Origin of the sequence: Gluconobacter albidus, assembly GCF_002005485.1 — a bacterium.
In the GTDB taxonomy this organism is placed as follows: Bacteria; Pseudomonadota; Alphaproteobacteria; order Acetobacterales; family Acetobacteraceae; genus Gluconobacter; species Gluconobacter albidus.
In genome coordinates, this window is the sequence record NZ_CP014690.1 from 171343 (window position 1) to 193021 (window position 21679).

The window sequence follows — 21679 nt, forward strand, 5'->3', positions numbered from 1 at the left end:
ATCATCGCTGGGGCCGCCCTATTGAAGTGGGCGCCTTAACGGCTAACACCATCATCGGCTGACAGGTACGTCTCATCGAACGCCGGATGGGGTTCGAATCGCGGAGTCTGAATTATGATTCTCCCGACCTCAACTGGCTCGTTCACGATCCGATCCAGTGCTTCGTTCACGATCTGACATTGCTCGGCATCGAGGTAGAATCGATGTTCGTCGAGGAACGACCGCGCGTTGTGGAACGTGTCGAGCGTGGCGCTAGCGATTTCCGCCACGGCCTCCTCGATACGGCTCCGGGATACGCGGGAACGAAGGAGCGGGATGACGTCGAGCGTTCGATCCTCCGAAATGACGAACGCCATGCGCGGCACGTCGCCGGAGGCGACATAGCGTACCGCGGAGTTGTAGCGGGCCCCGCGCGAAGGCGTGCTTTCTTCACTCGCCGGACCGTCGAGGATGACGCCGACCGCATGGCAGATGCCTGCCGGATCGGCAAGGATGGTTCCGTCGATTGCCGTGGCCCGCTCGAGTAGCTCCTTGGTGAGCGGGGTCCGAACGATCTTTGTGCCCTGCCGCACCAGACGCTCCGCTTCGTCCTCCGCGTCGCTACCTATAACGAGCGAGCTGCCGTGGCGCAGTTGCGCGAGCAGATCGAGCACGATGCGGAAGCGAGCGATGGCTGGCTCGTTAATCCCTGGAAAGACGCGCCGCATGTTGTCGATAAAGCGCTCCTTGCCTATCGTTTCCTGTGGCAACAGCACCTCGCCGAAGCGGCAGCGCATGAGCACCTGCTCGCCGCGACACAGATCCCACTGGTGATGATCGAGGAACTCGACCGAGAATGGCGAAGCGCTGACGTCGGAGACTGTTCCAAGTCCCGATATCGTGTCGTATTCCGCCACCAATGCTGACGGCCCGGTCGCCATCTGCAGCAGCTTGCGCGCCCAACGCGGCTCGGTGATCCGTACCGGATACGCCAGGCGCAACACATAGTTGACGTTGGGATCGTCGGCTGCCGCCAGCACAAGTCGGCCGATGCCAATATCGCCTTCGTATCGCTGCTGCGACAAGCGGTTGACCGCCTCGAATAGATCGACGGTGCAGAATTTTTCGGCGATGAACGACGAGCGCATGAAGTTTGAAGCCGCCCGTCGGGTGATCTCCTCCGGCGATCGGAGACCGTCGTCGCCAATCATTCGTCCAGGTTCGGGTAGCCCGAGGCCGCGCCGAGCCTCTTGGAGAAGTACTTGAATGCAGGCGAGGGTGAGGCTCGTTTCGTAGACCTCGCGATTGTAGGTCACCGACACCGGCGGGAATTGCCGGAACAGACGCACAGGCAGTTGCAGCACGCAGACCACGTCATAGTCATCGACCGGATGGGCCGTGCTGCAGAAGCTCTGCCAGCCAGTCATCTGGTCGGCTCGGTCAAGCGCACGCTTCACCTCGTCGGTGATGGTCGCCTGTCTGATGCGCTCGGGCTTTTCTCGGTTCGTACGTTCGTCGCCGTATAATATTAGCTGGGCGGGGTGGGAGGGGATTGCTTGCTCCACTCGGGTGGGTAAATCGCCGAAGATGGCCAATGGCCAGACCCCGTCCTCCGGCTCGACGCAGACGGGGTGTCCTTGCGAGAGGCCCGGACGTCGCATGCCGACGAGCAGGACTCGCGGTTCGGTTTCAGCCCCGAGCAGTTGGAAAATGCTCTTGGCCCGGTATTCAAGCTGAGCGCGAAAGTGGGTCTGGTATCCCCACATGAAAAAGTTGATTGTATTAGGCATGGTAGGAATAGTTTTGTAGGCGCGACGCGCGATGCTCAAGCGCTTCTTGCCGTGCGCACAGTTTGCTAGAAGGGAACGTGATGACCGATGAGGCCACTCAGAGCGCGGACGCGCCCACACCGTTTCGCATCTTAAGCTTGGATGGCGGCGGCGCTAAGGGCTTCTACTCGCTCGGTGTGCTTCGTGAAATCGAGGCTCTTGCGGGCAAGCGGTTGTGCGAGGTTTTCGACTTGATTTTTGGCACCAGCACGGGCGCGATCATCGCCTCGCTCCTTGCGCTCGGCCACTCCGTCGAGGAGATTCACGCACTCTACGTCGAGCATGTCGTCAAGATCATGCGTTGTAAGTCCCCCGTGGACAAGACGGGGGCGCTAAATACGTTGGCCCGCGACGTTTTTGCCGACACTAAGTTCGAGAGTATGCGGACCCGTGTGGGTATTGTCACAACCAAATGGGACATCGAACGACCAATGATCTTCAAGGGTCAACCCGCTCAGGCGCACGGCCGCCGCAGTACATTCGTACCCGGCTTCGGGGTCTCTGTTGGTGAGGCTGTCGTAGCATCCTGTTCAGCCTATCCTTTTTTCGAGCGCAAAATCGTCACCACTGCCGCTGGTGACCGAGTCGAGCTGGTCGATGGTGGCTACTGCGCCAACAACCCAACTCTTTACGCGATCGCCGACGCGCTGGGGGGGCTGGCTCAGCCGCGGTCGGCGGTACGGGTGGTCAGCGTGGGCGTCGGTGTCTATCCCGAGCCAAAGCCGGCTTTCTTCAGTAAAATGGCATTCGCTCGTCGACTCTTGAGTATCCAGCTTCTTCAAAAGACGCTTGAGATCAATACGCAATCGATGGACCAGTTGCGGCAGATCCTGCACGGCGACATCCCTACTGTCCGGATCAGCGACACGTTCGAGAAACCGGAGATGGCGACTGACCTGTTTGAGCACGACCTAAACAAGCTTAATCTGTTGCGTCAACGAGGAGCTGAATCTTTCGCGAAGAATGAGGCTGCTTTGACGGCGCTTCTGACGTAAGTTCAGATCATGACCATCTCGGAAATGCAGCTCGACATCTGGTCGCGGCAAGGCTCCATCACACAGTCAGCGGCGACATACCAAGCGCTGCGCAACGTGCTGGACCGCGATGACGCACCCTATGCGCAGCGAAGCTACCTGACCTTCCTGCAGGGGTCTTATGGCAACGACACCAATATATATGCCGACAGCGATGTCGACATTGTCATGCGGCTTGACTCAATCTTCTACACTGACCTGTCCGAACTTTCTGCAAGTGATAAGGCCAATTACGAGACCAATCGCTCACCGGCGCAATATAGCTGGACCGAGTTTCGGAAAGAGGTAATCACACAGCTTGTCAAAGCTTACGGCTCTGCCGTTCAGCCCCGCTCGAAGGCGATCTATGTCGAGGGGAATGGCGGACGTCGTGATGCTGATGTGCTGCCCGCAGCAGAGTTTCGCCGCTACTTTCACTACGTCAGTCCCTCTGATCAACACTACGCCGAGGGCATCTGTTTCTGGCTCCCGAACGGGACACAAGTCGTCAACTACCCGAAGCTGCATTCGGCGAACTGCACGGGCAAGCATCAGCGTACTGGGTCTTGGTTCAAGCCGACCGTTCGTATCCTCAAAAATATGCGCAACGCTATGGTCAATCAGGGCCGGTTGGCGGAGGGGATCGCTCCGTCTTATTTCATCGAAGGTATGCTTTATAACGTGCCTGACGCCAACTTTGGGTCGAGCTACCGAGCCACGCTGGTCAAAGTGCTCAATTGGCTGAATGGCTGTAATCGGGCCGATCTTGAATGCGCCAACGAGCAGTACTTTCTCCTTCACCCTACGTCGCCCGTTACGTGGCGTCGGGAGCAGTTCGAGACCTTTTTGACAGCATTGATTAATTTCTGGAACGACGGAGGCTGAGCAACTCGGGTGTCCCCTGCAGAGGTGTTTTCATCGAGTTCAAGGGGCACCAGAGAGAACGGTAGAAATGTCCCAATCGTGGTCTATCACTGCTCTCCTAACAGTTTGTCTGCTTCATTTTCCTTGAGCGGACAGGTGCTACAGGAGGGGATTGTAGCAAGTCCGCTTTCGGACAAGAAAAGGGAAAGCCGCCAGCTCCTACACTCATGTTCATAATGCCTGCCGACCAGAATGCGTCATTCACGTATAGGGCTTTGAACGGTAGCTTCATGTTAGAACTAGCCATTAAATCTCAATTAGCAGTTCCATATCCGTCACACTCTGCTCAGAAGGGATCAGGCGGCTCCGTCGCGACAACAGAGAAATGATAGTTGACTTTGTCGATGTAACGAACTGCGGATGCAGTTTCATCGAAAGTGAATAACGCAGGTTCGAATACGCAGAGGTTACGGCCTGTGCCGACTGAGCTGCCATAGGAAACTGCATCAAATCCTCGCCGGATCAGCACGTCGGCAAGGAGTTGGGTGGCGGCGTAGAGGTACCGTTCTTCCGGGATGACCGGCATGCTGAGTAGCGAGTCCAGATGATAGATGAGTGCAAATTCGTTAAGTCGCTTATCGGAGCTGGAAAACCCGGCAATCGGCACATCAAAGCGCGCGACCCGGAGTGACCGTGTCGGCCGAAACCCGGCGACCGAAATCGTATGACCCGGATGCGGGCGGATTTCCGCAAGCGCGGTGTCGATCTCTGACGCCACATAGAGCACCGACACACCGGCACGATTCATCCGGCCGGCGCTCGCCCTTGGGGGTGGCAGCGCCCCAATGTCGGCACCTTTGTACGGCGTGACGATGCGTGTAACCGTGTTAAAGCCAATGTGCGTTTCGCTATGTTCGAAGCCGATCCGGCCGCGATACCAGAGCGTTCCTTGAGGGATCTCGGACTCTATGTCAGCGCTAATAGAATCAACGAGCTTTTCCATTTTGGGTTCCACTGCGTAGAAATTCTCGCGCATCAGCCGAGACTCGATATTCCGCAGTTGGGCATTGATCGTATTTGGGATCGAGAATTGCACCATCCTCATGTCATGTTTGTCATGGCCGGCGTAGAGGCAAATTCCTTGGTCATACTCCGGGTAGATCCCACCTTCCCAAGTAATTCGGTCGATTAATTCGTCAGGAAAGCCTGCGGGTTTGGCGGTCTCGATGATCGGATTTTCCTCGTTGAGCAGAATGTCATTGATCGATGACCCTCCCCAATGGCTGTTATAATCCTCCTCATCGAAATAGAGCCGGATCAGCGCGCGGATCAGATTGCGTAACGGTGCGAACTGTTCCGGATTGAATACGCCTTCTTCCGACTGCCCGCAGACACCGCAGACACCATGTGCGAGATTGTTCTCAACAAGCGCTTTCACCTCGGGATGTTTGGCGCAAGCGGCGCACAAGCTGATTTGTTTTTGCGTCCAGTGATCTTCGTCTGTCATATTCTCGCTCGGCTAGGCGGCTCTGTCAGATACGGTGTCGGGCGGGCAAACGCCGTATGTCGGCTTCCCACCCTAGCCAGACGCGAGAGGCCGTGCTGCTCATGTTCGCTAGGCGGGAAGCTGTTCATGGGGGCGTATACCCGAATGTAAGCGACTGCTGCCAGTCTGCTCTTGTATTACTGAGCGGGCAGGCAGATTGGGGACAGGGAGAGCGGAGTGTCCGCTGTTGATGGATAGGCTTCGATAAGCATATATCTTGAACGGGGAGCATTGAGCACCTGTGAACTCGGAGTACAAATTCTGTCTATTTCCTAGTCGCGAACACCTTCCCAGTTCCCGAGAACTGGCCATCCTGATCCAAATATCCGTCATAGGTCTGGCGGACTTCATCTTCTAAAAATGCATCGAAGATACTTGTAATCTCGCGTGGTGAGAAATGAAAAAGCTGCTTCTTGCTCTGCGTATCTGATGCGATCAACAAGCCGTCTGGCAAATAGGTGCTCCCACAAAGAACGCCTATGACCCGTGCATGCAGCATTTTGTCGGAGATTGTTTTCGGCATTTTTCTACCAAGCTGCCGCCCCGTCATGTCGTAGTTGTTGAATATCTCGCTTGCAGTGCGACTTACAAACGGTTCACGCCATTTCGCATCCTTTTTACGCATGATCTCGTGAACCTCCAGCGGCGTTGCGCAAAAATGATCCGTCACCAGCCGGCATTCGATCAACCGTCTCATGCATATCGCGGCAAGTCCAACCGCCTTTTCTAGCATATGATAGGAGTTGTTATCGGTTTCCACCTCAGCAAATGCTTCGCCAAGGTGCATAATAATTCTGCGTCGCTGCTCGGCTAGCTCGTTCTTCCATGTGTAAGACTGCCACTCGGAAGAGCTCACGCGTCCCAACTTACGCGCTTCGTTGATCCGATTTTCTATGTCTCGGTCAGCTACCATCGCTTATACTCCTTTACTATCTCGACAATAATAATTTTAGAAAATTTCTAGTTAGAAATAGCACAGATAATTAACTTATTTACAACTTTCGTTTTAGATAAATCTAATTAGAATAAATAGTTTGCTTTTGGGATTAATCAGGCATGTCCGTATATCTCTATGTATAAGACATTGACGTCTTATGAGTAGGCACTGCGCATCAGCGGCGGGATCTATCATCGTGGCATACGATCGGCAGAACCGACGATGTCAAAATTAGGAATTTAAGCGTGACACTGATCCAAGGGATGCGACATAGATCGCGATCGGAAATCCATTTGGCAGGGGTGAAAGGTGGTATGAGCAACGCTGAATTCGCGCACTGGGACAGTTATTCCCGCTTTGCGCGCCATGTGCGGTTCACCAGCCGCTATGTCCTTGGCGCCGAAGAGCGGAACTTTCTGGACACCGTACTGGCAACGATCCGAAACCGAGAAGGCGAATTTCAGCCCGGACATACGCTCTATCGTGCACAACACGGCGTTGATTGGGTCGAGCAAACCGATGGAGAAGGCAACTGGATCGGGGAGGACGTTTGGGGCTTTGGGGCCTCCCGAATGAAGCCTCTCACCGATCGTGCCCGCGAAGGGCGGGCTAATCCCAGAGGGATCCCGGTCCTGTATGTCGGCACGACGGTCCTGACGGCAATCTCCGAAGTTCGGCCATGGGTTGGAGCTGATGTGTCGGTCGCAACGTGCAAGGTTCTGAGGCACATGAAAATACTTGATCTCTCGCCAGGCTACGGTCAGTCCTCGCTCGCCGGTGCAGTATTCAGTCATGTTATGGGCGGCCGGGAGTTGACAGCCGATGAGAAAGAAAAGGCGGTCTGGATCGATATCGACAATGCGTTTTCTGAGCCTGTCACTACCTCGGATGACAGGGCGGACTATGCGCCAACGCAGATTCTCGCAGAGTTGTTTCGCAGCGCCGGGTATGATGCAATTGTCTACAAGAGCCATTCCGGCGATGACGGAGAGCACAAGAGATACAATGTCGCGATATTCGACCCAGCGGCAGTGGAGATCGTTAGTTGCGCGCCGTATCGCGTGAAGTCGATCAAGATTGAGGCGGAGCAGAATGGCAATCCCTGGTCGCGCGTGAAGGCATAGGACGCACAAGATATTTTGCCCCCTATTTAGCCCGATTTCGTGCTTGCCGATCCGGCCAAACTGATTGCCATTCAATATCGCGGGGAGGTATCCACACACCGTTTGGAGACAATATTTGAACAGTACATAGATCCCATTCACAGCCGAGCGCTGTATGATTGATGTCCGCTGTGTGGAAAGCGATATGAGCAACCGTATGACCGAGATGAGGCGATAGCTGTCGCTACATTTATGTGCCAAACTCCAAACACATGCCTCTCCTTCGCCTCGCCGTCGAATTTGCTGTCCTCTATTTCGGTGGCCCCCTTGTCATCCTAGAATTCCGCCGTCCCGGCATCCTGTTCGGGCTTATCTGGGTGGCGGCTATCGTGGCGTTTTTCGCGATCCGAAGTGAAAAGCCGCACCCTCATGACGTGCGTCGCGAGCTACGGGCCATCTTCGTGCGTTTCGCGATCCTCGCGCCGGTTATTGTGGCGCTAGCGGCATGGTTCTGGCCCGAGACATTCCTCAGCCTGCCGCTTCAGAAACCGCGGTTCTGGCTGCTGATCATGGTGCTTTATCCGGTACTGTCCGTATGGCCGCAGGAAGTGCTCTACCGCGCATTCCTGTTTGCCCGATATCGCCCGCTGTTCCGTAGCGACACAGGCATCATCATCGCAAGCGCGCTCGCTTTTGGCTTCGCCCATGTGATCTTCCTGAACTGGATCGCAATCGGCATGACCACCGTCGGCGGCCTGCTCTTCGCCCGCGGCTACGCACGCCACCGGTCGCTCCGCCTGACTTGCCTGGAACACAGTCTCTATGGTTGCCTGATCTTCACCGTAGGCCTTGGCCGCTTCTTCTACACAGGCGCCGCCTGGCACCCCTGAGAGCGCTAGCCGACCGGGCTGGAGCCGCCGTTTGCCCGCCTCGGCACCTGCAGACCAACGCCCCTGAATCTAGCCAGGCCGCCACGTCAGCGTTATGGAAGATGTCCAATTTCTGCGTCTCGCGCGGGCAGTTCGGGCAGGGCGATGACCGACACCCTGGTGTACCGCCGGTTAAACGGCGTCAGGATCGGCCGAAAATCAATCCTTGCACGCCATGAGACACGTCTGCTTCGAGAAAAGGTCGTGCCGCGCTCTGACGTTCGACAAGGAGGCGAAAGCGGTCACTTTACGGATAGCGGGAAATGCGTTGTGCCGTAGGCAGAAGGTCCCGGAATTGTGTCAGTACAGGGCGCATAAACGCGTCACTGAACTGACCGATGGATGAGGTTTGCTGCAAGTAGTATGAGCTGGCGATCGGATCTAGATTGTACTCGTCGAGTACGATCCATTGACGCAACGCTTGATCAAGGCCAGCACGCTTCTTTTCGGTCGCTGGCACTTCAACAGCAATGCGGGTTGCAGACGGCTGTTTTGTCGTCAGGGGCAACAGCAGGACATACTGACGATCATCACGACCTATAAAGACTGCGGCCACCGCCGTTGGACGATCCTTGCGTCCTTCTGTTTCGCCATTCCCGTTCTGCCAATGCCATAGATAAGGATACCGCAGCACCATGCCGGGCCGGAAAGTCTGGCTCATGGTTCTGTGCGGGTTTCCAGCAGGTACCCGTCAATCGCATTTGCTATGTCGTGAGCCAAATCCTGAGGCATTTCCGTAGTGGCACCGGCAGTGCGCTCTGGTGCACTTCCGACCAATGCCTCGTATTGTTCGACACTCAGCATGACCAATCGTGGTTTGCCGCGCTGATTGATTGAAATTGGCCCTTGCAGGGCACTGGCGATGATGTCTCCGGATTTGCGGGACAGATCGCTTGTCGAGAATGTGCGCATTGCGTTCTCCTTTATTTGCGTAAAATACAGCATTTGCAGATCTGATGCAATTCCTGACAGGAGAGTGCTTTGAAAAGATGAAGGACAAGAAGAAAAGTCGGGGCTGTCACGAACCAGCCAGCCGCGCAAGGCTCAGGCCGGGCGCGCTTCGCGCGGCCTTGCGCGGCTGGCTGGCCCGTGACGCGGGAGGGACATCTGAAAAATTATAGAAAGAGCGTCCCATGGCCGAGCTGCGCCGCGTCGATCCGAAAACCCTTGTGCCCAATCCGAACAATCCGCGCTCTTCCATCGGAAGCCTTGAGGAACTGCGCAAACTCGCCCTGAACATCCGGGCGATTGGTATTATCCACCCTCCGGCTGTCCGGGAACTGGAAGACGGACGCCTGATGATCGTGGCGGGCCATCGTCGCACGCAGGCTTCCATCTATGCGGGCTTGACCGAGATCGACGTGTATGCCGGCGATCAGAGCGAAGACCTCGACGCTCTGGCCGCTGTCAGTGAAAACTTCATTCATCTGGACATGACAGAGCCGGAACAGTGGAACAGCGTTACCCGCCTGCGCGAGCAGCTTGGCTATACAGATCCGCAGGTCTGTGCCGCCCTGATGGTCACGCCGAGCTATCTCAAGCGTCTCAGTCTGCTGGCGAAGCTGCACCCGCCTATTCTGGATGCCATCGCCCTCGGCCGAGGCCCTGACGAGCGGCAGCGCAAAATTATCGCGCAGGCCTCACTGGACGAGCAGCGCAACGCGTGGGCGGAAATGTTTTCCGAAAGCGTCGAAGACGACGAGGATCCGGCCGAGTACCGCGTAAAGGCCGAAGATCCAGAAGACACCGTGGCCTGGGGCGCGCTGGCCCGAAACCTCGAACAGAAGGAATGGTACGCCCGCGACGCCCGGTTCGGCGACGATCTTGCCCGCAAGCATAACATTGTCTGGATGGAGGATCTGTTTGCAGAACCCGGGACGGACAGCCGATATACGCTCGATGCCACGGCTTACGCGGCCGCACAGCAGGACTGGCTGGACAATGAGCGGCCCGAAACCTCCATTGTCCTGACGTCGGACGAATACGGATATGCCCGCGCCCCCGAGGGCTTCATCACCATGGGCACCTGGATGGCGACACAGGAGGGGGAGGTCATCGGTTACGGCCTCAATCCCCGAACCCTGAAGATCGTGGAAGAACGCTGCCGTCCTTACAGCGCCGCGAAGGTTAACCACTCGGGCAGCTCTGCTACGCCAGAGGCCCCGAAAGAGCGACCGGACGTCTCCGGGACTGGCCACAAGATGATCGGTGAGATCCGCACCGTCGCTTTGCGCGAAGCCCTCGGCCAGGTATCCGAGACAGCCGACCCATGGGATCTGATCGCTGCCCTTCTGCTGGCGCTGGAGGCCGAGAACGTCCGGGTGCATGGCGATGCCAGCGGAAACAACTGGTCAGAACCGACCGCCCGCACGCTCGCTATGGCTGACCTCTTTCCCGAAGGCAGCCTTGTCCGTGACGAAAAACTGATCCGCCGCCATGCCGTCACCGTCCTGCAAAGCATCCTGAACTGCGATGTGTCGATGCACAGCGGCAGCGGTCTGCCCGCGCAGCTCGTGGGCGTTCTGTTCGGTGCCGACCAGAAGATGCCGAGCATGGCCTTTGAGGCGTTCCTCAAATGCTACAGCAAGCCGGGCATCACCAAAGCCGTTCAGGCCGAAGGCCTTGCCCCGCAGAATACGGGCAAGGAGATGCGTGCGGCCCTGATGAACCATGTCGGGGAAGGCCACTGGTTGCCCGAGGTCGCATCGTTTGCGCAGGCGCAGGACGTCTGGACGCAAAAGCAGAAGAAAAAACAGGAGAAGATCCGGGAGCTGGAAAGCGTGATGGACGATGAGGACCTGGACGAGATGCCTGAAGATGATTTCGAGGAAGCAGCCGATGATGAGGTTGACCTTTCGAGCGGCCCTGTCGTGTCGGTGACGGAGCCTGATACGGAAGAGACCTTCTCTCTGCAAGCGCCCGAGAGCGAGCCCGAGCAGACGGCGCACAATGAGGCCATGCAGTTCATGCGTGACCATCTCGAAATCGTGGTCGTGGCCTGAAGCAGGGAGAGGAAAAAGAAGAGGAAAGGAGGGGAGAGGCGCTGCCATCGCGCTCCGTCCGGGTCAAAAGGTGGCTCCTCACCGGCTTCGCCGCCTCCGGTGCCGGCGCACGCGCCGCTTTTGACCCGGCCGTCCCGCGCTGACGCTGGAGAAGACATCACGAAAATCCAAAGGAAAAGGATCAGACGATGTTCGTCCCCTCTCTCGTTCCCGTTCAGGTCGGCACCCGCGTTTACACCCATCTCTACAGCCGGGGAGCCGGGATCGTCATGGCCGTTTACGGCGAGGAAAGTCCGACCACCGTCCGGTCCCTGTCGCGTGGCGGGGCCATCGTGTCGGGCGGGAGCGCTTCCTATGACATCGTCTTTGCCTGTGGCTCGATCTCCCGTCGTCTGCCCGAGGCCATTCTGCGCGGTGTCCAGTGGCGGATCGAAGCCGACAAGGGACTGGCCAGTCCCGAGGAGATTGCCTTTCTCCGCACTCATGCCGAAGAGGTGGAGGCTGAGAAGGTCGCGGCTGAGGCGCGCGCCAAAGCCGAACATGCCGCTGAGGTCGAAGCAATCCGCGTCAATCCGGACTATGCCCATCTGGAGCAGGGCGACGACAGCAGCGGCACGTTGGCCGCCAAAAACATCCGCCGGATGCTGAAAAAGGCGTTCCCGAAGGTCAAGTTCTCCGTCCGCAAACGCGACTACGGGAGTGTGACGGTGCAGACCGAGGAGGATCTGGACGAGACGGCGACCGAGACCCTCCAGGCCATCACCTCGCGGTTCAAGTCCGGATATTACGACTGGCAGTCCGACTGCCACCTGACGAGTAACAGTCCCTGGCAGGACGTGTTCGGCAGCTCCGAATATGTGAGCGACTGAGTCTTTTCTTTTTTCGTCCGCCCTTCAAGGCCGCCCGCTCCGGGGCGGCCTTTTCCATTTCTGGAGCCTGACATGCCCGTTTTTATTGTGACGCTTAGCGAGCGCCAGCTTCTCTCCGACCGCGTCAATTTTGAGGTCGAGGCCGAGACCGCCGAGGCAGCCGGTCAGTTCGTTCTGGACGCGACGGCCGACGAGGCGAATGAGAGCGGGCTGCGCCCTGTTCACCTGCCGGACGGTCAGAAGACCGTTCTCGAACCTGAAAACGTGGACGGTAACGAAGTCTCCGTATCTGTCCGCCCGGTCGATCAGCCGGACGCCGTGGCCACGCAGCTCGGTGCGTGCTGGCATCTGGATCTCTCCGCCCCTGAAGCGGGCCGCCTTCTTCCTGTCCTGACCGGGGCCATCGTGGACGAAGACGATCCTGTGACGCGCGCGCTCTGTGCCCGTCTGGCGCGACAGGTCGCCAATCTCGCGCAGTAGGAGGCGGGAAAAGAAATAGGGGGAAGGGAAAAAAGGGAGGGCAGGCACCACACCGGAGCCTGTCTGGCAAAGGGTGGGTCGGCCGTGTCCTCGCTGCGCTGCGGGTCGTCCGATCCCGCTGCGTTGCAGCGCCTTTGCCAGCCAGTCCCCGCTGCGGTCGCCGGAAAGGGTCATGGAAGAAAACAGGAGAATGACATGGCCGACATTTCCGATCTGCGTCCCCGCAACCGCACAGAATGGCTCGAAGTCGCGGGCTTCGTAGGAGGTGCAGCGCTGTTTGCAGCCTTCATCGTTCTGGTGGTGGTGCTTCCCGCCTTTCTCTGACCCGATCCGAGATCAGCCGCCCTCACGGGCAGCCGTGTCCTGTGTGGAGATCACCATGCCGACATACACCCTGGCTGCCATCCCTGCGGCCTCTCACGGGAGCCTCATCTCCTGTTCATCCCCCTACCGCTACAGACAGAAACGGATCGAGGCGGCTGACCTTGCAGGGATCCGGGCGGCAGTAGCCGAATACGGTGCACGCCTGCACGACGACTACCCGGACGCCTCCTTTCTCGTGTCTGTGACACCCAAGCGTGGGAGCGATCATCCCGAGGGCTTCTGCGACGCCCGCTGGAAAGGGTCTCTGGGCACCGAACACTGGATCAGGGTGATTCCTGAAGAGACGCCGTTCAAAGCCTACCTCACTCAGGTCGAGGCGATGCTCGCCCATGAGGTGCGCTCATGAACGGGCCGGAGCCCGCGTCCCTCGCGTGTCCCGCGCTACGACGGCCGCCGATCCAGCCTCAGGGCCTGACGGCAACGCAGTTCAGCGACGCGGCCGAGAAGGCGAAGATCGGGAACGCGCTGCTGTCATTCATCGCACGCGGGTTTCCGCAGAGCGCATGGAACCGCACGCTCTACAACCGCCTGAGCCAGATGTTCGGGCATATCGCCCATTACGACATCCACGGCTTCTGGGGCGCGCAGTTCTCCACGACACCGGCACGTCTGGGCTTCCTGCGCGGCATCGTCCTGTACGGCTGTTATGGCGATCCCGCCTGGACCTGGTCGGACGTCGAACGCGACATTCGCAACCGCATCATCGGCAGCGGCCTGATCGAGGCCTACACGCGCGCCTTTGCCGCAGAGCAGGAGGCACGCGACCGGGCCGATCTGGCGCGTCTGGCGGACCGCTTCCGGATCGCCCTGCCAGCCACACATCAGTCTCCCCCTGTCGCGCCCGTGCAGGCCGAGCTTTTCTGACACGGGCAAGCGAAAAGGACAGAACAATGGCTCAGACCTTCAGCCTTGCCATCGTCATTGGCAATCTCGGTGCGGATCCCGAGATCCGCACAGGGCAGGACGGACACCGTGTGGCCCTCTTCCGTCTGGCAACCGACAGCCAGCGCACCGACATGACGACGGGTCGCCGCGTCCCGCAGACGGTGTGGCACAGGGTCGTCTGCCACAACGACTTTCTGACCGATCTTCTCGAACAACGCGCCCGCAAGGGCCAGCTCGTGTTCGTGCGCGGCTCTTACGAAGTCCGCGCCCGCACGGATCAGGGGCCACCCGAGCCCGAGATCGTGGTGAGTGCGCAGGACGGGGATGTGAAGATCCTCTTCGATCCCGGACGCTGACCCCCTCTCTCTTTGAAACCCACATGCAAACCGGCCCTGGAGCCGGTCTTTTTATACCTGCTTCCTGACGGAGGCGGGTCTCAGGAGGCTTTATGTTCTATTCCACACCCGCACCCCTCACAGTTCCCCGCAGTCAGGCGCGCGCCCTGAGCGCCCGCCTGATGGCAGAGGCCGTCTTTCTCGAAGACAGGGATCAGTCCGTCATGCTGCCATCGCGCCTGACGGCCGGTTTCCGCCGCAAGGCCGCGACACTGCGCCGCCGCTCGCAGGAGAAGCTCCTGGACAGTCTCGATCGTCCGGAAGGTGTGGCATGAGAACGGCTGTGATGACCCGACGCGACTATTCCCGCCGTTTCTGGGAGGGAAAAACGCGGTTCTCGCAGGCTGTGAGACGCACGCTGGCGGAGTTGGAGCGACAGAAAGGGCAGACGAAAGAGGAAGACGGCCAGGGGGATGATGCGCCATCCCTGAAAAAAAGCTGAGGCCGAAGGCTTCAGTCGCAGATGGCACGGGCAGACTGGCGATACTTCTTGAAGGATCCGTTCATGCCGTATCATCAGACGTTGCCGCTTCAACCACCCCTTGCGGGGTGGCACGGAGCTGTGTTCCGACCTCGCCGTCATGCGATCAGTGTGACAGTCACGGTCCGAGGGTCTCAAGACAACCCTTCGGGCTCCAGACCGCGTCTTTCGTCAAAAGAGGGCCGCGTTCATCGCAGGACCTTGTCCCGCGCTGCCCGCAACCCGCTTTTGCCGATCCGCAGTCTTCCGGTCCTGACACCCTCGGTCCGCAACTGTCGTGTTCCTGGCAGGACGGGACGAGAAAAACGTCTCCACACATCTCCTTTCAGCGGCAACACCGGGGGCTGCGCTGCCCCCGAAACCCCCGCAGGACGAACAAGAAAAACTGGTTTTTGTTGCTCGGGACGCAAGAACTATTTTACTCAATCAAGTAAATATATTCCGCGATATTCCGTTGTATTCATTGGATATTGTAACGGATATTTACTATACTTTCCACAGATCGAAAGTAACGGACGTTCGGGAGGATATTCCGCCATGGCTTACCAGAACACGCCCCAGCAGATGAACGAGGAACTCCAGAAGTTTCGTGACGAGATCAGTTGCATCGTTGTTCTGGAGCAGGCTGGTTACAGGTTCGTCCGCTCCGAAAGCTCGGCCCGTCACATGCGTTTCCGTCGCGTGAAAGGCGAGAGCATCATCGTCACCCATGGCGGCAAGGGCTGGTGGGATCCGCACAATTCCTCTTCGATCGTCAAAGGCTCGGTCATCGACCTGGTCCGGTTCCTCAATCCCGGGATGTCTCTCGGTAACGCACGCGTCGAACTCCGTGGAATGCTTGGCCTGGCACCCAGTGGGGCCGAGTACGTCGCAGAGCCGAAAGAGCGCAAACCCGCACGCGATCCAAACTATATGTGGAAGAACCGTCAGGCTCCCCAGCCGGGGTCGGCTGCCTGGACCTATCTGACCCGCGACCGGGCTTTGTCGGAACGCATTCTTCATCTCGCGAACCAGCAGGGTCTCCTGCGGGAAGGCATGAAGGGCACGGCCTGGTTCGCCCATCACAACAATGCAGGCCGCCTGACGGGCATGGAGATGCGCGGGCCGGAATATCGCGGCTTCTCCTCGGGCGGCGGCGGCAAAATGCTCTTTCGGATGAGGACTGGCGAAAAAGGAGTGAAGCCCGTCCGTCTGGTCATCGGTGAGTCCGCCATCGACGTCCTGTCCTATGCGGCCATGGATCCGTTCTTTGCAGACCCCAGTCTGTATGTCTCGACCGGAGGCGGCATGAGCCCCGAAGCATTGGAGGAGTTCCGCGCTCTTCTTGGCACGATTGAGGCTGGCGGCCGCGTCATGATCGTCGTGGACGGCGATGCCCAGGGCGACCGTTACGAGGAGATCTATGCGCCCATGATCCGCGAAGCCGGGCTCAAGCCCCTGCGGTATTCACCCAAAGGCGAAGACAAGGACTGGAACGCCGTTCTGCAGCGCCGCGCCCGTCAGGACGTGGCGGCATGAAGCAGAGCAAATCCCGTCTGAGCTGGCAGGCCGTCACACTGATCCTGTGGCGGCAGGACGCAGAGGCCATCAAGGTTTGGAAGAGAACTGGTCTGAGAACCTCGGCCCCCGAAGTCTTCTGTGAGGCGCAGACGCCCGAAGGACTGGTGCAGGGGGTCGTCATCGGCGGTGATCGCCTGAACGACGCCTGGGACCGCGACGGTGAGCTGATCGTCTTCACCCGAAAATCAACGATCGTCCGTTTGAACGGACCTGAACTCCCAACGCTCACCCTGTCAGCCTGCCCCAAGGCTTTTGAGGACGTCATGATGTATAAGGACACCCGATCCACGGCCCGCCAGCATATCGACCATATCGTTATCAAGACCGGCCTGACCTTCAACATGCTGGGCCATGAAAAGGCCTCGGCGATCTGGATGGATCATGCGCGCCGTCTTGGCTGTACGGATCCTGAAGCGCCTGAAATGCCGGTCCCGCACCAGCTTGTGTGGCTGGGTAGCGGCCTGAACCGCGCGTTGGCTCTCGTGATTGCCGGACGATGGGATGGTCCTCATGAGGGCTTTAACCTCTATCATCCTCTGACCCTCTTTACCGACAGCAGCAATATCGTTCCCGTCGAGGATCCCGTGGCGTCTGAGGTCTATCCCGTCGAGCAGGTGCCCGCATGACCTCTTATCCGCAGACCCTCGCTCCGGTTCTGGAGCCACTGACCCCTGTGCAGCGTGAGGCCGCCATGGCGCTTGGCCGGGTTCTCGTGCTGGCTGGAGCCGGAACGGGAAAGACCAAGACCCTGACGGCCGGTGTGGCGTGCCGGATCCAGATGTATGGGATGCGGCCGTCCCAGATCCTGTGCGTGACCTTTACCAACAAGGCCGCGCAGGAAATGCGTGAGCGCATCACGAGCGTCCTGGGCGAGGGACAGGCTCCGTTCTGGCTTGGTACGTTTCATGGCCTTGGCGCGCGACAGCTTCGGGCCGAGCCCGAGGTGGCACAGTTACACCCCGGCTTCGATATCCGCGACGCGGACGATGCGACAGCGCTGATCCGCCGTCTCATGAAGGCCATGGATCCCGACACTGTGCCCGAACCGGACACAGGCAAGAAGTGTGACGTCCGGCAGGTCAAGACAATGGGCGAGCGGATCGGGCACATGAAAGAGAACCTTGTCACACCTGAGGCCGCACCGGCCTGGGTGCGCGGGCTGATCGAGCGCCGCCGTGCCGCCCGACAGATGGTCGATGTCGAAGGCTGGGAGTTCGCCGTTCGTCTGTACCAGATCTATCAGGCGACCCTGCGCGAGCAGAATGCCGCCAATTTTTCCGATCTGCTGATGTGGCCAACGCTTGCCCTGATGAACGACCGATCCTATCGTGATAGGTGGTCGCAGCGCTTCACATCCGTGATGGCCGATGAGTTTCAGGACGTGAACCGTGCACAGATGCTGTGGCTCACCTATATGTCTGAATACTCACGGGAACTCTTCGCCGTGGGCGATGATTCGCAATCAATATATTCTTGGCGTGGGGCCAAAATCGGCTTCATCCGGAACTTCGTTCGTGAGTTTGACGGAGCCAGACTTTTCAAGCTCGAAGAGAACTTCCGCTCGACGCATCATATTCTCCAGGCCGCCAATGCCATCATCGCGCGAGACCCGGGCCGGATCCCCAAGACGCTGTTTACCCAGAAGGGCGATGGTCAGAAGATCGAGGTGCTCACCTACGATTATGCGTCAGACGAGGCCGACGCGATCGCGGCCGAGATGGGACGTCGTGCGGCAGAAGGCGTTGCCTGGCACGATATGGCGATGATCTACCGGATCAACCGCCTATCCCGCTCCCTGGAAGAAGCACTGCTCAAAGCGCGTATTCCCTACGAGATCATAGGCGATGTCGGGTTCTATCACCGCGCCGTGGTGAAGGATGCGCTCGCGTTCCTGATGCTGGCGGCCTGTCCGGACAGCCGCCAGTCCGATGAGGCGTTCCGTCGCGTGGCCAACGTGCCCAGGCGCGGCCTTGGCGCCAAGGCGCTTGGCCAGATCGAGCAGGACGCGCACGATCGCGGCCTCAGCCTGTGTGCGGCCGTCACCACGGCAACGCTGCCCGCGAAAGTGCGTGACAGCCTGCTGGCCTTTCGTGAGACGGTCTCCCGGATCGGGCAGATCCCGGACATGCGGCTCTGTGATCGCCTCGATACGCTCCTGAAGGAGACCGGCTACTATACGATGTGGCGGGAGGCCGCGTCTGAAGAAGGGGAGACGGCCTTGCAGAACCTGTCCGAGCTGGTCGGGCTGGCCGAGGGCTTGACCCGGCTTCAGGATCTTCTGGAGCACGCAGCCCTCGCCACGGCCTCACCGAATGAGCGCGGACGCGATCGGGTGCAGCTCATGACCATGCACCGGGCCAAGGGGCTGGAGTTCCCGCATGTGTTCCTGCCCGCCTGGGAAGAGACGGTTTTTCCGGGGATGGGCGAGCGGAACTATGAAGAAGAACGCCGACTGGCCTATGTGTCGCTGACCCGTGCCATGCAGCAGGCCACGATCAGCAGTGTCGGCTATCGTCAGGGTGTTTCAGCGAGGCCGTCAGGCTTTATTGAGGAAATCCCCGCCGAGCATCGCGTGACGGGCTGGCTGCGCCAGCAGGGGCAATCAAAGAGAAGAGAGGCAGGGGGCCGGTTCCGCTACACGGCGGCCGCTCTTGATGCCATGGGGTTTTAAGGGATGTCCGATCATCACAGTCCTGACGACAGGCCTTACACCTCTCAGCGGCCCAGGACGAAGTCTGGCTGGCTTTATGACTGCGAGGTTTGCGGGAAGGGCGCAGCTTTCGGGTACACCGGAACAAAGGGCGATACACACTCTTGTTCCGAACATCGTCATCTGGGACGAGGTGTTGCGCCCGCTCCCATGCCGCGAACCACGCGGCCTCAGTGACTTGTCAGGCTATCTTTTGTATAGAGTGCCATCTTGCACAGTCGAAATTTGAAAAGGGAATTTGCAATGACCTCAAATAGTGAGACAGATTTTCGGCGTCTGACAGCCAATATTGTGGAAAGCTATGTGAGTGCCCATGAACTTCCCGTAGAGCAGATTTCTGATTTGATCCGCAGTGTTCATACAGCCCTTGCGTCGGCCGGCCAGCCGCCGGAGCCAGAGCCAGTTGAGCTGGTCCCGGCCGTCCATCCGAAGCGGTCCGTGTTCGAGGACTACATCATTTGTCTCGAAGACGGAAAGAAGCTGAAGATGCTCAAGCGCCATCTCAAGAGCGTCTATAATCTCACCCCGGATGAGTACCGCTCAAAATGGGGACTGCCGTCCAACTATCCCATGACGGCGCCAGGATATTCACGGCATCGGACCGAACTGGCGCATCAGATCGGTCTTGGGACCGCGAAGGGTGGTCGGAGCCAGCCTGCACCTGAGCCCGAAGAGGCCGAGCCTGAGGTGCTCGTGCGGAAAATCCCACAGAAGCGTCGCGGACGCCCTGCAAAGGGGTGAGTCTCTTCGGGAAGTCGCAGAAGCGATCTTTTCAGATCCAGTGAACCGCAAGGACAGACCGTGACCCGCCTTCTTTCTTCTCTTGCCCTGGCAGCAGGCCTTACGGCCGCTGCCCTTTCGCCCGCCATGGCCCTCGATCCGGCTCTTGGGAGTATGGGGTTTGCATCCCCGACACCGACGGCCAAAGGCCATGCGGCCTCCGTGCCTACGCCCTTCGCAGCCATTCCCGAAAACCTTCAGGCGCTGCTCGATGCCGGCTATTCCATTCGCACGTCGGCTGGTGAAGAAGGCAACATCCTGACCCTTGAAAAATTCGTGGACCGGACCTGCCCGTCAAAATGGGTACGGTGCGAGTTGATCGGTGATCACAATGGCAACACACGCCTGACCTTCAGTCAGCATGTGACCTCCACCTGCTGGAAGCTGAACTGATGAGTGATGTCATGCCGGTCTCAAAGACCGGACCTTTTCGTCCGCAGACCCAGCAAGTTGTGGATGCGCTGAACACGGCGTTTCCTGGCCTGTATGCGGGTGTCTGCAAGGCCTCTGATCTGCCGTCAGATGCCGATGAGGCTGAGGATGACGACGATCTTGAGGATGACGGCCTGCTCAGCGATTTCGTCTTCTTGTCGGATGGATGGGCTGTGCGGGTCGATTACGATCCCGAAGATCCGGATCTCTGCCTGGGCCTGTCGGCTGGCAGCACGGAGGCACCGGCCGACGGTCTGGAAGTCGATCTTGATGACGGTGAGGAAATTCCGGATGGCGTCCTGAAAGACGTCACGGACTTTATTGACGAACAACGCCAGGCCTCGGCAAAACACTGACCTGTCCCGATAAGGGAGGCACCCTTGGCGCTTTCCTTATCCATCTCAGCAAGGAAGGACTGGCCGCGTGACTGGTGAACCGATCTATCCCGCCCCCTGCACATATGAGAGCCTGACCGAGCAGCAGAAAGAGGCTGTTGGTCAGTTCATGTCAGAGCGTCTGAAGCAGAAAACCCGAGGGATTCTCCCGGGAACGCTGCATACCATGGTCGAAAAGGGACGGACGCATGCGTTCGTCTCCTGGGACGAGCATCACGTTTATGAAGTCAGCCCGATCACCAGCCTGCGTCTGGTGCTTGATCCGGATGGGCGCCCCCTGGGCTGTCCGAAGGACGGGCTGCTGTATCTTTCTGATGTTGGCGGTGAGGCGGTTGTCCGGATCCTGACGACAACCCGATATACGGCCGCCGCGATTGGGATTGGCACGGACTAAGGCACTGCGCGCCTATTTTCTTGTATGACGGGCGACGTGCACAATCCTCTGCCACACGCCCATCATCACTCCTGAAGCCTCTCCGCCACTTTGTCTCAGTTCGTTTGCCAGAGCGTCCGGCGATCTGACACTGGACTCTAGGGCCGGGCTGACGCTGGCGCGTCCGGTGAGGACTACGCGGCTCAGGATCTCCACATCCAGACAGGCCTGCGAGGTGATGGCGCGGACGGCCGCGCAATGGCCTGCGTTCTGGCGGACGGGGCTGTAGATCAGCCGGCCTTCTTCCTCCTTCCCAAGACGTTGGCGCCAGTATTCGTCATTCGGATGCCCGCTCAAACGGCCTGCGAAGTGCTTGGTCTCAATGACCATGAGACCACGGGGCAAGAGGACGAGATGATCAATCTGGGTCGTGCCATCACCAGAGGCCTTGGGAAGGTGAACGTCATGGAGGCTGGGCCGTCCCAGTTCGTTCAGGAGGGTGCGGATCCTGTCCTCGCCTTTGGCACCCTTGAGTTCCGCCTGAAGGCTCTTCCATGCTGCGTGCGCGCTGTCGCTACGCTCGATGCGAGAGGGGCCGCCACGCGGCCGAAGTCTCAGGCGGACCATACGAAGGCGCGCCTCCAGGCGAAAGTATGGGGGTTGGTAAAGCGCATGGCATGTCTCTGGTCTAGCAAACGATATCCGGACTCTAGCAACGTACTTTGCGACTTTG

Annotated in this window: 26 protein-coding genes; 20 read left to right on the top strand and 6 right to left on the bottom strand. The window is 58.9% G+C overall.

Translation table 11 applies throughout. The features are described from left to right. Nucleotides 1-35: 35 nt before the first annotated feature. Entirely contained in the window at nucleotides 36-1808 is a 1773-nt protein-coding gene (locus A0U94_RS15150; RefSeq protein WP_077804146.1) for a diadenylate cyclase, read from the bottom strand. Nucleotides 1809-1849: 41 nt separating this feature from the next. Here A0U94_RS15150 and A0U94_RS15155 point away from each other — a divergent pair, with 41 nt between their 5' ends. Together A0U94_RS15155 and A0U94_RS15160 are read left to right on the top strand one after the other, a co-directional pair. Next, nucleotides 1850-2803: a patatin-like phospholipase family protein gene (locus A0U94_RS15155; RefSeq protein ID WP_077804147.1), complete on the top strand. Its 954-nt coding sequence runs from the start codon at nucleotides 1850-1852 to the stop codon at nucleotides 2801-2803. A gap of 9 nt (nucleotides 2804-2812) precedes the next feature. After that, a complete protein-coding gene (locus A0U94_RS15160) occupies nucleotides 2813-3706 on the top strand; it encodes a nucleotidyltransferase domain-containing protein (RefSeq protein ID WP_077804148.1) in 894 nt (297 codons plus the stop codon). Between the two features lie 325 nt (nucleotides 3707-4031). Here A0U94_RS15160 and A0U94_RS15165 read toward each other — a convergent pair whose 3' ends face one another. Both A0U94_RS15165 and A0U94_RS15170 read right to left on the bottom strand, forming a co-directional pair. Next, a complete protein-coding gene (locus A0U94_RS15165) occupies nucleotides 4032-5192 on the bottom strand; it encodes an RES domain-containing protein (RefSeq protein WP_077804149.1) in 1161 nt (386 codons plus the stop codon). A gap of 304 nt (nucleotides 5193-5496) precedes the next feature. Further along, nucleotides 5497-6144, bottom strand: coding sequence for a hypothetical protein (locus A0U94_RS15170; RefSeq protein WP_077804150.1), 648 nt, complete (start codon nucleotides 6142-6144; stop codon nucleotides 5497-5499). 338 nt (nucleotides 6145-6482) lie between these two features. Here A0U94_RS15170 and A0U94_RS15175 point away from each other — a divergent pair, with 338 nt between their 5' ends. Together A0U94_RS15175 and A0U94_RS15180 are read left to right on the top strand one after the other, a co-directional pair. Beyond that, complete coding sequence (locus tag A0U94_RS15175; protein ID WP_077804151.1) at nucleotides 6483-7292, top strand: RES family NAD+ phosphorylase; 810 nt, start codon at nucleotides 6483-6485, stop codon at nucleotides 7290-7292. A gap of 251 nt (nucleotides 7293-7543) precedes the next feature. Next, nucleotides 7544-8161 (top strand): CPBP family intramembrane glutamic endopeptidase, encoded by a 618-nt coding sequence (locus A0U94_RS15180; protein ID WP_077804152.1) that lies wholly within the window; start codon nucleotides 7544-7546, stop codon nucleotides 8159-8161. A gap of 286 nt (nucleotides 8162-8447) precedes the next feature. On the opposite strand, the gene A0U94_RS15185 is transcribed toward A0U94_RS15180, so the two are convergent. Both A0U94_RS15185 and A0U94_RS15190 read right to left on the bottom strand, forming a co-directional pair. Further along, nucleotides 8448-8861 (bottom strand): hypothetical protein, encoded by a 414-nt coding sequence (locus A0U94_RS15185; RefSeq protein WP_235993408.1) that lies wholly within the window; start codon nucleotides 8859-8861, stop codon nucleotides 8448-8450. Further along, entirely contained in the window at nucleotides 8858-9112 is a 255-nt protein-coding gene (locus A0U94_RS15190; protein WP_077804240.1) for a type II toxin-antitoxin system prevent-host-death family antitoxin, read from the bottom strand. Before A0U94_RS15190 ends, A0U94_RS15185 begins: the two co-directional genes overlap by 4 nt. Nucleotides 9113-9333: 221 nt before the next feature. Between A0U94_RS15190 and A0U94_RS15195 the strand changes: the two genes are divergently transcribed. From A0U94_RS15195 to A0U94_RS15265, 16 genes are all read left to right on the top strand, one after another. Then, the gene (locus A0U94_RS15195; protein WP_077804153.1) at nucleotides 9334-11202 is read left to right on the top strand and encodes a ParB/RepB/Spo0J family partition protein; all 1869 of its coding nucleotides are present in this window, start codon (nucleotides 9334-9336) and stop codon (nucleotides 11200-11202) included. A 188-nt stretch (nucleotides 11203-11390) separates the two neighbouring features. Then, the gene (locus tag A0U94_RS15200) at nucleotides 11391-12071 is read left to right on the top strand and encodes an LPD29 domain-containing protein (protein WP_077804154.1); all 681 of its coding nucleotides are present in this window, start codon (nucleotides 11391-11393) and stop codon (nucleotides 12069-12071) included. Between the two features lie 72 nt (nucleotides 12072-12143). Next, nucleotides 12144-12551 carry a hypothetical protein gene (locus A0U94_RS15205; RefSeq protein ID WP_077804155.1) on the top strand — a complete coding sequence of 136 codons (408 nt, stop codon included), beginning with the start codon at nucleotides 12144-12146 and terminating at the stop codon, nucleotides 12549-12551. Between the two features lie 195 nt (nucleotides 12552-12746). Next, on the top strand, nucleotides 12747-12875 hold the full coding sequence (locus A0U94_RS16275) for a hypothetical protein (RefSeq protein ID WP_264784645.1): 129 nt from the start codon (nucleotides 12747-12749) through the stop codon (nucleotides 12873-12875). A 55-nt stretch (nucleotides 12876-12930) separates the two neighbouring features. After that, nucleotides 12931-13281 (top strand): hypothetical protein, encoded by a 351-nt coding sequence (locus tag A0U94_RS15215; RefSeq protein WP_077804157.1) that lies wholly within the window; start codon nucleotides 12931-12933, stop codon nucleotides 13279-13281. Next, the gene (locus A0U94_RS15220; RefSeq protein ID WP_077804158.1) at nucleotides 13278-13799 is read left to right on the top strand and encodes a hypothetical protein; all 522 of its coding nucleotides are present in this window, start codon (nucleotides 13278-13280) and stop codon (nucleotides 13797-13799) included. Before A0U94_RS15215 ends, A0U94_RS15220 begins: the two co-directional genes overlap by 4 nt. Nucleotides 13800-13825: 26 nt before the next feature. Next, complete coding sequence (ssb, locus tag A0U94_RS15225; RefSeq protein WP_077804159.1) at nucleotides 13826-14176, top strand: single-stranded DNA-binding protein; 351 nt, start codon at nucleotides 13826-13828, stop codon at nucleotides 14174-14176. Between the two features lie 92 nt (nucleotides 14177-14268). Continuing rightward, nucleotides 14269-14490 carry a hypothetical protein gene (locus tag A0U94_RS15230; RefSeq protein WP_077804160.1) on the top strand — a complete coding sequence of 74 codons (222 nt, stop codon included), beginning with the start codon at nucleotides 14269-14271 and terminating at the stop codon, nucleotides 14488-14490. Further along, nucleotides 14487-14657 (top strand): hypothetical protein, encoded by a 171-nt coding sequence (locus A0U94_RS15980; protein ID WP_167369418.1) that lies wholly within the window; start codon nucleotides 14487-14489, stop codon nucleotides 14655-14657. The genes A0U94_RS15230 and A0U94_RS15980 overlap by 4 nt, the downstream gene beginning before the upstream one ends. Nucleotides 14658-15233: 576 nt before the next feature. Beyond that, nucleotides 15234-16214 carry a DUF3991 and TOPRIM domain-containing protein gene (locus A0U94_RS15235; RefSeq protein WP_077804161.1) on the top strand — a complete coding sequence of 327 codons (981 nt, stop codon included), beginning with the start codon at nucleotides 15234-15236 and terminating at the stop codon, nucleotides 16212-16214. Continuing rightward, the gene (locus A0U94_RS15240; RefSeq protein ID WP_077804162.1) at nucleotides 16211-16882 is read left to right on the top strand and encodes a hypothetical protein; all 672 of its coding nucleotides are present in this window, start codon (nucleotides 16211-16213) and stop codon (nucleotides 16880-16882) included. Before A0U94_RS15235 ends, A0U94_RS15240 begins: the two co-directional genes overlap by 4 nt. Continuing rightward, a complete protein-coding gene (locus A0U94_RS15245) occupies nucleotides 16879-18927 on the top strand; it encodes an ATP-dependent helicase (protein ID WP_077804163.1) in 2049 nt (682 codons plus the stop codon). The genes A0U94_RS15240 and A0U94_RS15245 overlap by 4 nt, the downstream gene beginning before the upstream one ends. A gap of 282 nt (nucleotides 18928-19209) precedes the next feature. Beyond that, nucleotides 19210-19707 carry a Ros/MucR family transcriptional regulator gene (locus A0U94_RS15250; RefSeq protein WP_077804164.1) on the top strand — a complete coding sequence of 166 codons (498 nt, stop codon included), beginning with the start codon at nucleotides 19210-19212 and terminating at the stop codon, nucleotides 19705-19707. A gap of 60 nt (nucleotides 19708-19767) precedes the next feature. Further along, entirely contained in the window at nucleotides 19768-20139 is a 372-nt protein-coding gene (locus A0U94_RS15255; RefSeq protein ID WP_077804165.1) for an ABC transporter substrate-binding protein, read from the top strand. Next, nucleotides 20139-20534 (top strand): hypothetical protein, encoded by a 396-nt coding sequence (locus A0U94_RS15260; protein ID WP_077804166.1) that lies wholly within the window; start codon nucleotides 20139-20141, stop codon nucleotides 20532-20534. Before A0U94_RS15255 ends, A0U94_RS15260 begins: the two co-directional genes overlap by 1 nt. Nucleotides 20535-20601: 67 nt before the next feature. After that, entirely contained in the window at nucleotides 20602-20967 is a 366-nt protein-coding gene (locus A0U94_RS15265) for a hypothetical protein (protein ID WP_077804167.1), read from the top strand. A gap of 12 nt (nucleotides 20968-20979) precedes the next feature. Here A0U94_RS15265 and A0U94_RS15270 read toward each other — a convergent pair whose 3' ends face one another. Beyond that, nucleotides 20980-21573 carry a nuclease-related domain-containing protein gene (locus A0U94_RS15270; RefSeq protein WP_077804168.1) on the bottom strand — a complete coding sequence of 198 codons (594 nt, stop codon included), beginning with the start codon at nucleotides 21571-21573 and terminating at the stop codon, nucleotides 20980-20982. Nucleotides 21574-21679: the final 106 nt, after the last annotated feature.